The organism is Streptomyces sp. SP18CS02 (assembly GCF_036322365.1).
Classification (GTDB): Bacteria; Actinomycetota; Actinomycetes; order Streptomycetales; family Streptomycetaceae; genus Streptomyces.
On the sequence record NZ_JAQYXC010000291.1, the window covers coordinates 1 to 14,982 of the forward strand.

Consider the following 14,982-nt stretch of genomic DNA (forward strand, 5'->3'; position numbering starts at 1 on the left):
GGTGGTGATCAGCGTCGTGGACGTCGACAGGATCAGGTTCTGCGTGCGGGCCGCGATGTGGCCGAGCATGGTGGTCGGCGACGACGGCACGAACGGCGGGTTGTGGTGCTCACCGGTCGCGAAGACGTCCAGGCCGACCTCCTCCGCCTTGAGCGCGATGGCCACCATGGCCTTGATCCGCTCGTGCTCGGTGGGTGTCCGCCCCGAGGTCGGATCGGGCGTGACGTCGCCCACCGTGAAAATGCCGAACTGCACAGGTATCACTCTCATCAGGACATGGGTTGGTGTGGCGGCGCCGGGAAGGGTCGCCGGTGGTGGGGCCCCGGACCAGGGCCCCGCACGCGTGGTGGTCCACGGGGAGCGGGCGGCGTCTCACAGGGTGCGTCGCACGCCCGCCTGGCGTTCCAGGTTGCGCAGCTGTACCGCGAGGTCGCCCTCGACCGCGGTGTGGGCGGGGCCGCTGCGGCCGATGGGCAGGACCTCCTCGCTGCGCATGTCCTCCAGCATCAGGGCGAACGCCGCGTAGGTCGCGACCAGGGCCACCAGGATCCCGAGGGCGCCGGCCGTGTACGTGAGCCACTCGGCTCCGGTCAGCCCGGCCAGCCCGGTGGCCGTCCACCGGGGCAGGGAGACCACCAGGACGAGCCACAGCGCGCGTTTGGGCCGGGTCACGGCGGTCATCAGTGCCCCGAAGCACAGGAACGCCAGGTTGAACACGCCCAGCACCCGGTGCCCGCCCGCCGCGCCGGTCGCCATGACGAGGGCGTACGCCAGCCAGCTGCCGGCGAACGTCCCCATGAGCGTCGCGGCGATGACGTCCCGGGCCCCGAAGGCCAGCACGCTCACCAGGAGCTGGAGGGCGAACGCGGGCAGCACGCACAGGGCGACGGCGGTGCGGTCCGCGGCCTCGAAGACCCCGAGCTGCATGCAGCCCGTCATCACGGAGGCGATGGCCACCGTGAAGAAGCCCAGCGGCATGGGCGAGGCGATCGGGTGCAGGTTGATCCGGGTCATCGAGCGGAGGTCGGGTTCGAAACGGCGTCCGGGCCGGGTGCCCGCGCCTTCGCCGGGCTCACCGCCGGCGCTCTCGGCGCCGGCGGCGGAGTCGGTACTCATCTGGTGGGTTCCTCTGATCAGTGCGTGAAGCAGGGGTCGACGAAGGGCGCGGGCTCCGGGGACGCGTGACCGCGCGCCACGCGCCACTGACGGTGCTCCTCGGACTCGGCGACGGCCTCCGCCATGAGCAGCGCCTGGCGTGCGCCGCGGGACCGGTATCCGCCGAAGCGGGCCACCGGGCTCCACTCCGGGCTGACCGGCGGGACGGCCTCGTCGAGGCCCTCGTACTCTCCGCTCGCGTAGACGATCCGGCCGCCGACGACGGTGAGCACGGCTTCGATGTCGGGGATGGCGGCGTCGGGCACGGTGAAGTAGTCGTCCGACAGGATCACGAGATCGCCGTAGCAGCCTTCCCGGAGGGTGCCCTTGACGTCCTGTTCGCCGGTGAGCTCCGCGCCGCCCCGGGTGTAGAGGCCCAGCGCGGTCTGCCTGCTGATCAGGTTCGCGGCCGGGTAGAGCGCCGTTCCGCCGACGGTACGGCCGGTCACCAGCCAGTGCAGCGCGACCCACGGGTTGTACGAGGACACGCGCGTGGCGTCGGTTCCGGCGGCCACGGTCAGTCCCCGGTCGAGCATGGCCCGGACCGGAGGGGTGTGGGCGGTGGCCTCGGCGCCGTAGCGGTCGAGGAAGGCGGTGCCCTGGAAGGACATCCGGTTCTGCACGGACACGGCGCCGCCGAGAACCGCGATCCGGTCGAGACTGTCGGCCGAGACGGTCTCCGCGTGGTCGAAGAGCCAGCGGTTGCCGTCCGGGAAGAGCCCTTCGGCCGCGAGCTTCTCGAACACGGCCAGGTCGCGGCGGATCGTCTCGTCGTAGGTGGCGTGGAGCCGGAAGCCCCAGTCGTTCTCCATCAGCAGACGGACCGCCTGCTCGAACTCGGCCTCATAGCCGTCGGCGAGCTCGGGCCGGGGTTCGGAGAAGTTCTCGAAGTCGGCGGCGGCCCAGGTCAGGTTCTCGCCGGCGCCGTTGAGGCGGAGCCACTCGTCCCCGTCCCCCGGCTTCACCGTCCCGGTCCAGCGCTTCAGGTCGGCGATCTCCTGACCGGCCGTCTGCGGGAACAGGTGATAGGCGATCCGCAGTGACAGCTCCCCCGACCGGGCCAGGTCGATGACGGTGGCGTAGTCGTCGGGGAAGTTCTGGAAACCGCCGGCGGCGTCGACCGCCGAGGTGAGCCCGAAGCGGTTGAGCTCGCGCAGGAAGTGCCGCGTCGAGGTTCGCTTGTCGGCCTGGTCCAGGGTCGGGGCCTTGGCCAGGGTGGAGTACAGGATGAGCGCGCTCGGCGCAGCCAGGAGCACCCCGTTCGGTTCGCCGTTCCGCCCCCGCACGATCTGCCCGCCGCGCGGGTCCGGGGTCTCCCGGGTGAATCCGGCGGCCTGTACGGCGGCGCGGTTCATCAGCGCCGACTGGTAGAGGTGCAGGACGAAGACCGGGGTGTCGGGCGCGGCGGCGTTCAGCTCGGCGACGGTCGGCATCCGTCGTTCGGCGAACTGTTCGGCGGTCCAGCCGCCGACGACCCGGATCCACTGGCCCTTGGGGGTGCGGCCTGCCTGTTCGCGCAGCATGGCCAGTGCCTGACGGAGGCTGCGCACGCCGTCCCAGCGCAGCTCCAGCACGTAGTTCAGGCCGCCCCGGATGACGTGCAGGTGCGCGTCGTTGAGTCCGGGGATCACCCGGCGGCCCAGCGCGTCGACGACCTTGGTCGACGGTCCTACGAGGCCGGCGAGGTCGTGGTCGTCGCCGAGGGCCATGACCCGGCCGCCGCGGACGGCCACGGCGCGAGCCTCCGGGCGGGCGGGGTCGCCGGTGAACACCTTCGCGTTGCGGACGAGGAGATCGGCCGCCGGCCGTTCCCGGCCCTCGGCGGGGACGACGCCCGCGACGGGCATGCCGGTCGTGCCGCTCATGCCAGCGCCTCGCGCAGGGTGTCGGCCGCGAGACCGATGGCGAGCTCCGCGGCCCGCGTCTCGCGCAGTGCGTCGAGCATGACGAAGTCGTGGATGGTCCCGAGCACGCGCAGGGCGGTGACCGGGACTCCGGCGGCGCGGAGCCTGGCGGCGTACGCCTCGCCCTCGTCGCGCAGGACGTCGGCCTCGGCGGTGATCACCAGGGCGGGCGGCAGGCCGGTGAGCTCGTCGAGGGAGGCGCGCAGCGGGGAGGCGGTGATCCGCGCGCGCTCGCCCTCATCGGTCGTGTACTGGTCCCAGAACCACTGCATGGCCTCGCGGCGCAGGAAGTAGCCGGTGGCGAAGAGGTGGTACGAGTCGGTGTCGAAGGCCGCGTCGGTGACCGGGTAGAAGAGGACCTGGTGCACGATGCGGACGTCACCGCGCTCCTTGGCCATGAGGGTGAGGGCGGCGCTCATGTTCCCGCCGACCGAGTCGCCCGCCACGGCGATCCTCGTTCCGTCGAGGTCCTTGTGGTGTCCCTCGCGGGCGACCCACTGGGCGACGCTGTAGTTCTGCTCGATGGCGACGGGATAACGGGCCTCGGGCGAGAGGTCGTACTCGGGGAACACGACGGCCGCCCCGGCGCCGACGGCGAGTTCGCGGACCAGCCGGTCGTGGGTGTGGGCGTTGCCGAAGACCCAGCCCGCGCCGTGGATGTAGAGGACGACGGGGAGGGGGCCGGTGGCGCCACGGGGGCGGACGATCCGGGCGCGGACGTCCCCGGTGGGACCGCCCTGGACGGTGATCCACTCCTCGTCGACGGCGGGCAGGGGGACGCCTTCACCGCTCTGGACGTCGTCCACGGCCTTGCGTCCGTCCGCGGGGGGTATCTGGTAGAGGTACGGCGGCTGGGCGGTGGCGTCGGCGAAGGCCTGGGCGGCGGGCTCGAGTACCGGCTGGTTCGGCATGTCAGGTCTTTCTCTCGGAGGTACTGCGGGGAACGTGGCAGGGGTCGCCGGCGGCACGGGCCGGGTGCTGTACGGCGGTGCCGCGGGCGACCGCCCGGCGGGCGGCCGGGAACCCGCTTCGGGCCGGCGGGCGTCGAGAAGCACGCCGGCGTCCGCTCCGGGCGGGCGGCCGCGACGGTGCGCGAGGTGTTCACCCCGTCGTGCGGGAGCCGGCCCGTCGCGCCGTCCGCCGCCCGGCTGCGGGCGGCGGGCGTGCTCAGCCCAGGAAGGCGAGCAGCGCGGTGTTGACCTCGGCGGCGTGGGTCCGGATCAGACCGTGCGGGCCGCCGGGCACGATCTGCAGCTCGGCACCGGCGATGAGCCGGGAAAGCGGGATCGCGGTGGCCTCGATGGGCAGGGTGCGGTCGGCGTCGCCGTGGATGATCAGCGTCGGCACGTCGATGCGCGGCAGGTCCGCGCGGAAGTCGGTGAGCCAGGCCTGGACGCAGTCGAGGGTGCCCTTGGCCGACGCGCCGACGGCGACGTTCCAGCTGGCCTGGACCGCCTGCTCGCTGATGCGTTCGCCGCCCAGGACGTCGACGTTGTAGAAGTCGGCGAGGAAGGAGGTCATGAACGCGAACCGGTCGGCGACGATGGCCTCTTCTATTCCCTTGAAGACGCTCGCGTCCACGCCGCCCGGGTTGTCGTCCGTCTTGAGCAGGAAGGGCGGGACCACGCCGATCATGACGGCCTTGGCGACGCGCTCGGAGCCGTACGTGCCGAGGTAGCGGGTCACCTCGCCGCTTCCCATGGAGAAGCCGACCAGAACGGCGTCGCGCAGGTCCAGCGCGGTGAGCACCTCGTTGAGGTCCGAGGCGAAGGTGTCGTAGTCATAGCCGTCGGCGGGCTGGTCGGAACGGCCGAAACCGCGCCGGTCGTAGGTGATGACACGGTGGCCCGCGGCGAGCAGGGCGACGGTCTGCTTCTCCCAGGAGGCCCCGTTCAGCGGCCAGCCGTGGATCAGCACCACCGGCTGTCCCGTGCCGTGGTCCTCGTAGTAGAGCTCGACGGGGGCGGAGTTGCCTTCGGCGACCTTGATGAACGGCATGGGTGTGCTCCTCTGTTGCGTATGCGCGTGTGTTGCTCTGTCGAGCGGGTGGGACGTGAGGGAAGAGGGCGGGCCGGGCGCCGTGCCGGCCGGCCGTGTGTCCGGGGTCCGGGACGGGACCCGGCGGACACGGCCTAAGGGCCGTAGGCCTCCAGCAGGCGCAGCCAGACCTCGCTGACCGTGGGGAAGGCGGGGACCGCGTGCCACAGGCGATCGAGCGGGACCTCGCCCACGAGGGCGACCGTGGCGGTGTGGATCAGTTCGCTCGCGAGCGGTCCCGTGAAGGTGCAGCCGACCACCACCCCGCGGGTCTCGTCGACGACGAGCTTGGCGTGCCCGCGGTAGCCGTCCGCGTACAGCGCGGCTCCGGCCACGTCGTCGATCCGGTACTCGACCGCGCGCACCGCGATGCCGGCTTCTCGTGCGGCGCGTTCGGTGAGGCCGACGCTGGCGATCTCGGGGCGGGTGAAGACGGCCTGCGGGACGGCGACGCGGTCGGCGTCGGCGCTCCAGACCCGCCACCGGCCGGGGTCGGCGGGGCGGCCCGCGGCACGCTCGGCGATGGCCGCGGCACAGGCGCGGGCCTGGTACTTCGCCATATGGGTCAGGGGCGCGCGGTGGTTGACGTCGCCGACGGCGTACAGCCAGTCGCCGTCCACAGTGGTGACGCGGCAGGTGTCGTCGACCGGGAGCCGGCCCCCGCCGGGCAGGCCGACGTTCTCCAGGCCGAGATCGGCGGTGCGCGGCCGGCGGCCGACCGCGGCCAGCACCTCGTCGCAGACGAGGGTGGCACCGTCGTCCGTCCGCACGGTCACGGCGCGAGTGGTCTCGTCCCGGGCGACCCGGGTCGCCGAGACCCCGAACCGGATGGTGACCCCGAGGCCGGTCAGCCCCCGGGCCACCTCTTCGCCGGCGCACGGCTCCCAGCCGGTCAGCAGGGCCTGGCCACGGACGAGCAGGGTGACCTCGGAGCCGAGGGAACGCCATGCGGTGGCCATCTCGCAGGCCACCACTCCCCCGCCGATGACGACCAGCCGTGCGGGCACCGTGCCGGCCGTGGTGGCCTCGCGGTTGGTCCACACGCCGATCCCGTCCAGTCCTTCGACGGGTGGCAGAACAGCTTGAGTGCCGGTGCTGAGGACGACGGCGAGCCGGGCCCGCAGCGTGCGGACGCCGCCGTCGGTCCCGGTGACCTCCACCCGGCGCTCCCCGGCGACGCGCCCGTGGCCCCGTACGAGCGCGATCCCTGCGCCGCTCAGCCAGTCGGCCTGGCCGGTGTCCTCGCCGCGGCCGGTGAACCGGTCGCGCCGGGCCAGGACGGCGGCCGGGTCGAGGTCTCCGGTCACCGCCTGGCGTGCCCCGTCGACCGACCGCGCCGCCTCCCGGGCCGCGCCGGGGCGCAGCAGGGCCTTGCTCGGTACGCACGCCCAGTAGGAACACTCGCCGCCCACCGCGCCGGCCTCGACGACGGCGGCGGTCAGCCCGGACCGGACGATCCGGTCGGCGACGACCTCTCCGCCCGGGCCCGCCCCGACGACCACGACGTCGTACGTCGCGTCCATCAGGCGCGCACCAGGGGGGTGTCGACGAGGTGTTCGGCCAGGAACCACACCTGTGCCTCACCGGTGCGGACGACCTCGGAGACGAGCAGGTCGTTGCTGCCCTCGTCACCCTCGGCGGCGATCCGGGCGGCGGCGTCCCGGGCGTCGCACAGGATCCGCTCGTGCGCGTCGAGGAGCCGCGACAGCATCACGGGCACCTGCTCCACCCCGTTCGGCGGGCGGGGGACGGACGTCAGCTCCGCGACATGGCGGGGGTCCCCGACCGCGACGCCGCCAAGGCTCTGCACCCGCTCGGCGAGCGCGTCCACGATGGCCAGCTGCTCCCCCGCGTGCTTGTCGAGCAGCAGGTGGAGCGAGTAGAAGGTCGCCCCGCGCATCAGCCAATGGTGCTTCTTGTACAGGGAGTACAGGATCTGTGTGTCGGCGAGCACCTGGTTCAGCCGCTGGCAGGCGTAGAGGCGGGTGTCGTGACCGAGGCCGATCGGGAGCTGCTTGAGGGTGCCGAACGACTGGGTCTCCTCGCCCTTCTGGTGCAGCAACGGCTGACCGCCGCCGCGCGTGGGTGCGGTGGTGGGTGCGGATTCCATCGGGTGCTCCTGATCATGGCTCTTTCGAGCGTCGGGGTGAGGTGGGGAATGCGGGTGGGTGGGCCCGGCCGCCCGCGCAAAAGGGGGTGTACACGGACGGCCGGACCCGGTCTGTGTGTCCGGCGCTCAGCGCCGGACGGCGGCCTGCGCCGTCGCCGGGGGCCGGTGCAGCAGGAGCCTGGTCAGCAGGCCGCTGCCGACACCCGCCGCGAGGACGAGGCCCGTCCACCACAACGGGTACGGCATCAGGCCGAACACCGCGTCGAGGGACCAGGCCCCGGGGCCCGTGGCGGCCAGGGCGGCGGCGGTGACGATCAGGACCAGGGGGTACTCGTAACCATCGTTCTGCGCCCAGAGGCCGTTGTGCCGTTTCACGGTGAGGGCGACGGTCATGACCCCGATGGCCCCCATGGCGGCCAGTGGGGTCAGGAAGCCGAGGGCCAGCAGGAGGCCCGATCCGATCTGCCCGCCGCCCGCCGCGAGGGCGGTGAGGGCCCCGCCGCGGAAACCGTCGGCGCGGAACTCGTCCGCGCCGCCGTCGAGTCCCTTGCCGCCGAGGTGTGAGCTGATCTTCTGCACCCCGTGTCCGGCGATGAGCAGGCCCACCAGCAGACGCAGGATCAGAATGCCGGTGTCCAAGGGACTCAGCCGGCCGCGTGCGCGCCGATGACGGTCTGCGCGTACACGACACCCAGGCCGTACGCGCCTGCGTGGGCCTTGACGATCTCCATCACGGCGCCGTAGGTCTCCTGGCGCGCCCAGTCGCGCTGGAGCTCCAGCAGCACCTGCACCCAGGTCACCGGCACGGCGCCGGCGGCCAGCATCCGCTCGATCGCGTGCTCGTGCGCGGCCGGGCTGACGCCACCGGAGGCGTCGGTGACCACGTAGATCTCGTACCCCTGGCCCAGCGCGGACAGCGCGGGCAGCACCAGGCACACCTCGGTCCACAGACCGGACAGGACGATCTTCCTGCGCCCGGTCGCCTTGACCGCCTCCACGACCGCCTCGTCCTCCCAGGCGTTCATCGTCGTGCGGTCGAGGACCTCGTGCCCGGGGAACACCTCGGCGAGCTGCGGCAGCAGCGGTCCGGAGAACGACTCGGCGGCGACCGTGGTCAGCACGACGGGCACGTCGAACGCCTTGGCAGCCTTCGCGAGACCCACCGTGCTGTTGATGATCGCGGCGCGGTCGCCGCTTCCGGTGCCGAAGAACATCTGCGGCTGGTGGTCCACGAAGAGCATGACCGCGTTGTCGGGCGTGAGCAGGTCCGCGCTCGGGGCAGCCTGCACCTGGGAGATGTCGAACATGAGGGTGTCCTCTCGGAACGGTCAGGAGTAGCGCCTGCCGCGTTCCCACGGCCCGGCACACCCCGAAACTACGACCGCTGCGGCCGTCCGACTTTTCCTCCCGTGCCCGGGAGTTGGCCCGACAGTGCACTGCCGGGTCCTCCGGCCGGTCCGCCCCGCCCGCGTCCCGGCATCCGGGCGGCGACTCCCGGCGAGGGCGGCGGCCTCCGGTCGCCGGCACCCGCCCGCTCGGAACGCGGTGGTCGGCACCGGCTCACGTCACCTCCAGCGGCGGTACCCCGCGCCGAGGAAGGCGAACTCCCGGCGCGGACCGGCGGCGCCGCCGGCCAGGGGAGCCGGACACGACCGAGGAGCGCGGGTCCCCTCGCGATCGCGCGTTCTCGGGCAAGTGCGCGTGCACGGGCGGACAGGTGCTGTCCGCCGGCCGCCGTAGCCTCGACCGGATCGCGCACCCGCGGTATCGACAACGAGGAGAGCCCGGATGAGCCCGGATGAGCAGGCGGACACGGTGGCCGAGACCGCGCCCGGAGGCCGTCGATGAACCCGCCCCTGGCCGGAGGTACGGGCCCGGTGGTCCGGCGCACCATGCTGGGCCGCGACCCCGGGGAAGCGCACCGGCCCGCCACCTCCCTCGAACTGCTCTACGACCTGTGCTTCGTCGTCGCGGTGGCCCAGGCGTCCGAGGGCCTGCTGGAGGCGCTGTCCCAGGGGAAGCACACGACCGGGGCCCTGAGCTTCGCGCTGGTGTTCTTCACCATCTGGTGGGCGTGGATGAACTTCACGTGGTTCGCCTCCGCCTACGACGTGGACGACGTCCCGTACCGGCTCATGGTGCTGGTGCAGATCACGGGGTCGCTGATCCTCGCCGCCGGTGTGCCCCACGCGTTCGAGGGGGGCGATCTGCGGATCATCACCTTGGGGTACGTCGTGCTGCGCACGGCCCTGGCCGCGTCCTGGCTACGGGCCGCGTACTCCGATCCGGCTCGGCGGACCACCGCCCTGCGCTTCGCCGCGGGGGTGACCGGGTGTCAGCTCGGCTGGGTCGCGCTGCTGTTCCTTCCGGCCGGGGTGAGGCTGCCGGGCATCGCCCTGATGATCGCGGCGGAGGTTTCCGTGCCGATCTGGGCGCAGTCCGCCGGGATGACCCCCTGGCATCCGGGACACATATCCGAGCGCTACGGACTCTTCACCCTCATCGTCGTCGGGGAGTCCGTCGCGGCCACCACCGTGGCCGTCCAGGGCGCCTTCGCCCGCCACCACGGCACGGGTTCGCTGTACGCGCTGGCGGCCGGGGGCCTGTGCACGGCGTTCGCCATGTGGTGGCTCTACTTCACCCGGCCCGCGCACACCCTGCTGGCGACCACCCACCGGGCCCACCGCAGGCGCTTCACCTGGGCGTACGGCCACTACCTGATCTTCGCCTCGGCGGCCGCCGAGGGGGCCGGCCTGGCCGCGTACGCCGAGTACGTCACCGGCCACTCGGCCGCCTCGCCGCTCGCGGCCGGTGCCGGGGTCACCGTCCCCGCGGCGGTCTTCCTGCTCACGGTCTGGGCCGTACACCTGCGGCCGCACCGGGCATCCGCCGCCGAGCGCGTCCCGTACCCGGTCGCCGCCGCCGGCATCCTGCTGTCCACCGGCACCCCGGCCCCGGCGCTCGCCGCCGGTGCGCTGCTGGCGGTCCTGGTCGTGGTGGTCACGGTGCGGCGCCGGCGAAATCCCCCCGCACCGCTCGTACCGGGTGGGCCGCTCCCGGGGTGACCGACCCGGTGAAGCGGGCGGCAGGCCCCCAGTGGTTCAGGCGTCAACTACGCCTGGGCCGCCGAAAAAACGTACATTGGTCCTGAGCGGACTGAACGAAGTTGATGGCGATGGATGAGCGTGTCGTCGGCGGCCGCGGCCCTGGTGGGGGCGATGACCACCGACGCCTGGCAGCAGGCCCGCGCGGCCCTCGTCGCCTGGTGGCGCCGTATGCGCCCCCAGCAGGCCGACCGGGTGGACGACGCGCTCGCGGAGTCCCGGGAGCGCGCGCTCACGGCCCGCCGAGCGGGGGACGAGAACGCCGAAGCGCACCTCGTCGCGGCGTGGGAGGCCCGTCTGACCGCGCTGCTGTGGGAGGACCCCGGGCTGGCGGTCGAGCTGCGGCGGGCGGGCCATGTCCTCACCGTGGACGGATACGAGTCCACCGGCGGTATCGCGCACAGTGTGACGGCCGAGGCGGACCGCTGCTTCGACCGGCTGGATCCGCGGGCCCGACGGACGGCGGAGGACGTGTTCCTGCGTCTGGTCAAGTTCGGCGACGGCACCGACGACACGCGTCGACCGGTGCGGTACCGCGAACTGGTGAGCCATGGCGCGCACTCGGCCGAAGCGGCCGAGGTCATCGAGACGTTCACCCGGGGGCGGCTGCTGACCTGCGATAAGGACACCGTCACCATCACCCATGAGGTGCTGCTGCGGGCCTGGCGGCGCCTGCGGCAGTGGATCGAGGCCCACCGCGCGCAATACGTGGTCCGCCAGCGGCTGGAGGACGCGGCCGCGGCGTGGTCGGACGCGGGCCGTGATCCGGGGCTGCTGTACCGGGGCAGCAGGCTGGACGAGGCCCGCGCCCTGGCCGACGACAAGGAACGGGCGGGCTCGATCCGGTCGTGTCCGCCTTCCTGGCCGCCTCGGTACGACAGCGGCGCCGGGCGCGCCGGATCCGCGAGGGCGTCATCGCCGGTCTGACCGTACTGGCCGTACTGGCCGTACTGGCCGTGGCCTTCGCGGTCTTCGCCTTCCAGCAGCGAGGCACCGCACAGCAGGAACGCAACACCGCGCTCCTCGGCCAGATCAGGGCCGAGGCCGACAAGGTGCGCTGGACCGACGCGTCGCTGGCCGCCCAGCTGGATCTGGTGGCCCACCGAATGTCACCGGCCGCGTCGACGGAGACCAACCTGCTCAGCGCCCAGAACATGCCGCTGGCCACCGTGCTGACGGGTCACACGGACCGGGTGAACGCCGTGGCCTTCAGCGACGACGGACGTCTTCTGGCCAGCGCGGGCGGCGAGGGGACGATCCGGCTGTGGACCATCGCGGACGCCGGCCACGCCACCCCTTCGGGTGCCCCGTTGCGCGGCCACCAGGGGGCGGTCCGGGCGCTCGCCTTCAGCCCCGGCGGCACGATGCTCGCCGGCACCGGCGACGACGGCACGGTCCGGTTGTGGGACGTACGCGACCCGCGGCACCCGGCCGGTCACGCCGTCCTTGCCCGGAGCGGCGCGGGCGCCCTGAGGACGCTCGCCTTCAGCCCGGACGGACACGCCCTGGCCGCCGGGGGCGACGACGGCCGCATCCGGCTGTGGGACACCACCGGCCCGGGGCAGCCGCAGCCTCTCACCGAGCCGTTCCCCGCCGCCGTGGGCGAGGTCAGCGGCGTCGCCTTCAGCCCGGACGGACGCACTCTGGTCAGCGGCGGTCTCGACTCGACAGTGCGGTTGTGGGACGTCCGCGACCGGGACCACGCGCGGGCGCACGGCATGCCGCTGACGGGCTTCCCCGACTGGGTGAACGCCGTCACGTTCTCCCCCGACGGGAAGTTCCTCTTCCTCGGCTCCGGTGAGAAGACGGTACGCGTTCTGCCGCTGTCCGCCCGGACCGCCGCCGACTATGTGTGCCGGTCCACCGGTGACCTGCTCACTCCCGCGCTCCGGCGCACCTGCATCCCCCGACTGCCGTACGACCCGCCGTGCACGGGGCGCGGCCGCGCCGGCCCCGGGCGGTGACGCGGCGTCCGCCCCGCCACGCCCCTGCCGACGCGCGCCCGCCGCCGGGGGGCCGCCGCGGGCGGTCCCCCCGGCCGCCGGCCGGCCCCCGTGGTGTCAGGACGCGCCCTTCGCGGCGCGGAAGCCCGCCTCCAGGTCCGCCTTGAGGTCGGCCAGGTTCTCGATGCCCACCGACAGGCGCACCAGGCCCGGGGAGGTGCCGGTGGCGGTCAGCTGCTCGTCGTCGAGCTGGCTGTGGGTGGTGGAGGCCGGGTGGATGATGAGGCTGCGGACATCGCCGATGTTGGCGAGGTGGCTGAAGAGTTCGACGCCGTCCACGAAGCGCTTGCCCGCCTCCACGCCGCCCCGCAGCTCGAAGGAGAGCACGGCCCCGGCGCCACGCGGGAGGTAGCGGCGCCCGGCCTCGTACCAGCGGTTGGACGCCAGTCCGGGGTAGTGGACGGCCGAGACCTCGTCACGCTGCTCCAGCCATTCGGCCAGCGCCTGGGCGTTGGCCGAGTGGCGCTCCAGGCGCAGGCTCAGCGTCTCGACGCCCTGGAGGAGCAGGAAGGCGGAGTGCGGGGCGATGGCGGGGCCGAGGTCGCGCAGCAGTTGCACCCGCAGCTTGACGGCGTACGCGCCGGGGCCGAGTACGGGCCAGTACCGCAGTCCGTGGTAGCTGGGGTCCGGCTCGCTGAAGTCGGGGAACCGCTCGGGACGCGCGCCGAAGTCGAAGGTTCCGGCATCGACGACGACGCCCCCGATGGTGGTGCCGTGACCGCCGAGGAACTTGGTCGCCGAGTGGACGACGACGTCCGCGCCGTGCTCGATGGGGCGCAGGAGGTAGGGGGTGGGGACGGTGTTGTCGACGATCAGCGGGAGACCGGCCTCGTGGGCGACGTCGGCGACGGCGCGGATGTCCAGGACGTTCCCGCGCGGGTTGCCGAGGGTCTCCGCGAACAGTGCCTTGGTCCGGGGCCGGACGGCGGCCCGCCAGGCGTCGAGGTCGTCCGGGTCGTCGACGAAGGAGACCTCGATGCCGAACCTGGGCAGGGTGTGCCGGAACAGGTTGTAGGTCCCGCCGTAGAGGGACGTGCTGGAGACGATGTGATCGCCGGCGCTCGCCAGGTTCAGGATGGCGAGGGTCTCCGCTGCCTGCCCCGAGGAGAGCGCGACGGCGGCGACGCCCCCTTCGAGGGCGGCGACCCGCTGCTCGAAGACGTCCTGGGTGGGGTTGTGGATGCGGGTGTAGATGTTGCCGGGCTCGGCGAGCGAGAAGAGGGCGGCCGCGTGCTGGGTGTCACGGAAGACGAACGAGGTGGTCTGGTAGATCGGGACCGCACGCGCGCCGGTCGCCGGGTCCGGTGCGGCGCCGGCGTGGAGCTGCTTGGTCTCGAACGACCAGGCGGAGGTGTCGGGGCCGGTGGCCTCCTCCTCGGCGGTGTGACCGGCGGTGACGGCGTCGATCGGCTGGCTCATGCTTCTCCTTGGTACGCGTGCGGTGTCCGGAAGGGGCAGAGGTGGGGCCGGTGAGCGGTGGGCGCACGGAGCCTCGGAGAAGCGCGTACGCCGGGGGGTGACGGCGCGGAGAGGAGTCACCGCGATGCCGCGCCCGGCGCCCACGGGACGGGGCGGAGCGGCGAAGGCATCGGGAAGGGGCGGCCCGAAGGGGCCATGACGCCGCCTCAGCGGGCGGTGCGACAACCCGTGGTCGTGACACGCGCGTAGTCCACGTGGCGACGGGTCACGAGTACGGTCATGGGCCCAGGTAACCACAGTCGGGTGGCGCGCACCAGCGCCTTCCACCGTACAGATGAGGATGCGGACGGGTGTGCTGCGGCGGCTGTCCGAACCGGCCGCCCGCCCACCGTTCGGCAGGCGGATTCCCCTGGGGCGGGCGGCAGTTGTGGGTGACGGCCTTCCGGCCAGGGTGTGTGCGTCCTGTGCGGTGAGGGCCACCGGGGGGCGGGAACGGCGGCTGCGGCCGTGGCCCCGCCCGGTCCTCGCGGGCGCGGCCCTGCTGCCCGCGGGTGCTTGTCCGCCGTCGCGGTCACGCACTACCGTTCCGGGGTGCACCTCTTCTCACGCTCGTGGACGGCGTTGCGCACGGCGGTCACCGAGCTCCCGGACAAGGACTTCGAGCAGCCGTCCGGCTGCGCCGGCTGGCTCGTACGGGATCTCGCGTGCCACCTGGTCATCGACGCGCAGGACGTGCTGATCACCCTGGCCACCCCCGCCACGGCGGATCCGACCGTCGACGCGGTGACGTACTGGAACGTCGAGGACCGTCCGCCGACCGGCGAGGACCCGCTCGACGCGCTGACCGTCCGGCTGGCCGCGGCGTACGGGGAACCGCGCCTGCTCACGTTCCACCTGGACGACGTCGGGTCCGCCGCCGGACGCGCCGCCGAACTCGCCGATCCGCGCGCCCGGGTGAGCACCCGCGAGGAGGTCCTCACCGTCGGCGACTACCTCACCGCGTACGTCCTGGAATGGACGCTGCACCACCTCGACCTGATCGCGCACCTCCCGGACGCGCCGAAGCCGCCCGCGGAGGGCCTGGCCGCATCCCGCGCGATGCTGGAGACGATCGCCGGCGCCGCGTTCCCCTCGTCGTTCTCCGACGAGGACGCGCTTCTGGTCGGTACGGGCCGCCGGGCACCGACCGACGCGGAGAAGGCCGAGCTCGCGGAGACGGCCGCGCGTCTTCCGCTCGTCCTCGGCTAACT

General features: G+C 73.1%; 14 protein-coding genes. 4 read left to right on the forward strand and 10 right to left on the reverse strand.

Annotation, left to right across the window (positions count from 1 at the left end):
• The 9 genes from PUR26_RS22675 to PUR26_RS22715 all read right to left on the reverse strand — a co-directional run.
• Window positions 1-255 (reverse strand): LLM class flavin-dependent oxidoreductase (locus PUR26_RS22675; protein WP_329874348.1); only part of this gene is annotated, 255 nt, incomplete at its 3' end.
• Between the two features lie 117 nt (window positions 256-372).
• A complete protein-coding gene (locus tag PUR26_RS22680) occupies window positions 373-1,116 on the reverse strand; it encodes a GPR1/FUN34/YaaH family transporter (protein ID WP_329874350.1) in 744 nt (247 codons plus the stop codon).
• Between the two features lie 17 nt (window positions 1,117-1,133).
• Window positions 1,134-3,020 (reverse strand): amidohydrolase, encoded by a 1,887-nt coding sequence (locus PUR26_RS22685; RefSeq protein WP_329874352.1) that lies wholly within the window; start codon window positions 3,018-3,020, stop codon window positions 1,134-1,136.
• Window positions 3,017-3,970 carry an alpha/beta hydrolase gene (locus PUR26_RS22690; protein ID WP_329874354.1) on the reverse strand — a complete coding sequence of 318 codons (954 nt, stop codon included), beginning with the start codon at window positions 3,968-3,970 and terminating at the stop codon, window positions 3,017-3,019. The genes PUR26_RS22685 and PUR26_RS22690 overlap by 4 nt, the downstream gene beginning before the upstream one ends.
• A gap of 256 nt (window positions 3,971-4,226) precedes the next feature.
• Complete coding sequence (locus tag PUR26_RS22695; RefSeq protein WP_329874356.1) at window positions 4,227-5,057, reverse strand: alpha/beta fold hydrolase; 831 nt, start codon at window positions 5,055-5,057, stop codon at window positions 4,227-4,229.
• A 134-nt stretch (window positions 5,058-5,191) separates the two neighbouring features.
• The gene (locus PUR26_RS22700; RefSeq protein WP_329874358.1) at window positions 5,192-6,619 is read right to left on the reverse strand and encodes a dihydrolipoyl dehydrogenase family protein; all 1,428 of its coding nucleotides are present in this window, start codon (window positions 6,617-6,619) and stop codon (window positions 5,192-5,194) included.
• On the reverse strand, window positions 6,619-7,206 hold the full coding sequence (locus PUR26_RS22705; protein WP_329874360.1) for a Dps family protein: 588 nt from the start codon (window positions 7,204-7,206) through the stop codon (window positions 6,619-6,621). Before PUR26_RS22705 ends, PUR26_RS22700 begins: the two co-directional genes overlap by 1 nt.
• A gap of 126 nt (window positions 7,207-7,332) precedes the next feature.
• Entirely contained in the window at window positions 7,333-7,845 is a 513-nt protein-coding gene (locus PUR26_RS22710) for a DoxX family protein (RefSeq protein ID WP_329874363.1), read from the reverse strand.
• A 5-nt stretch (window positions 7,846-7,850) separates the two neighbouring features.
• The gene (locus tag PUR26_RS22715) at window positions 7,851-8,513 is read right to left on the reverse strand and encodes a hydrolase (protein WP_329874365.1); all 663 of its coding nucleotides are present in this window, start codon (window positions 8,511-8,513) and stop codon (window positions 7,851-7,853) included.
• A 537-nt stretch (window positions 8,514-9,050) separates the two neighbouring features.
• Between PUR26_RS22715 and PUR26_RS22720 the strand changes: the two genes are divergently transcribed.
• The 3 genes from PUR26_RS22720 to PUR26_RS22730 all read left to right on the forward strand — a co-directional run bounded on the left by PUR26_RS22720 (window position 9,051) and on the right by PUR26_RS22730 (window position 12,274).
• Window positions 9,051-10,271, forward strand: a complete 1,221-nt coding sequence (locus tag PUR26_RS22720) for a low temperature requirement protein A (RefSeq protein ID WP_329874367.1) — start codon at window positions 9,051-9,053, stop codon at window positions 10,269-10,271.
• Between the two features lie 114 nt (window positions 10,272-10,385).
• On the forward strand, window positions 10,386-11,237 hold the full coding sequence (locus PUR26_RS22725; RefSeq protein WP_329874369.1) for an nSTAND1 domain-containing NTPase: 852 nt from the start codon (window positions 10,386-10,388) through the stop codon (window positions 11,235-11,237).
• Window positions 11,159-12,274, forward strand: coding sequence for a WD40 repeat domain-containing protein (locus PUR26_RS22730; protein WP_329874371.1), 1,116 nt, complete (start codon window positions 11,159-11,161; stop codon window positions 12,272-12,274). The genes PUR26_RS22725 and PUR26_RS22730 overlap by 79 nt, the downstream gene beginning before the upstream one ends.
• Window positions 12,275-12,370: 96 nt before the next feature.
• Here the strand turns inward: PUR26_RS22730 and PUR26_RS22735 are convergent, their stop codons facing one another.
• On the reverse strand, window positions 12,371-13,732 hold the full coding sequence (locus PUR26_RS22735; RefSeq protein WP_329874373.1) for a bifunctional o-acetylhomoserine/o-acetylserine sulfhydrylase: 1,362 nt from the start codon (window positions 13,730-13,732) through the stop codon (window positions 12,371-12,373).
• Window positions 13,733-14,323: 591 nt separating this feature from the next.
• On the opposite strand from PUR26_RS22735, the gene PUR26_RS22740 reads away from it, so the two are divergent.
• On the forward strand, window positions 14,324-14,980 hold the full coding sequence (locus PUR26_RS22740) for a maleylpyruvate isomerase N-terminal domain-containing protein (protein ID WP_329874375.1): 657 nt from the start codon (window positions 14,324-14,326) through the stop codon (window positions 14,978-14,980).
• Window positions 14,981-14,982 lie beyond the last annotated feature (2 nt).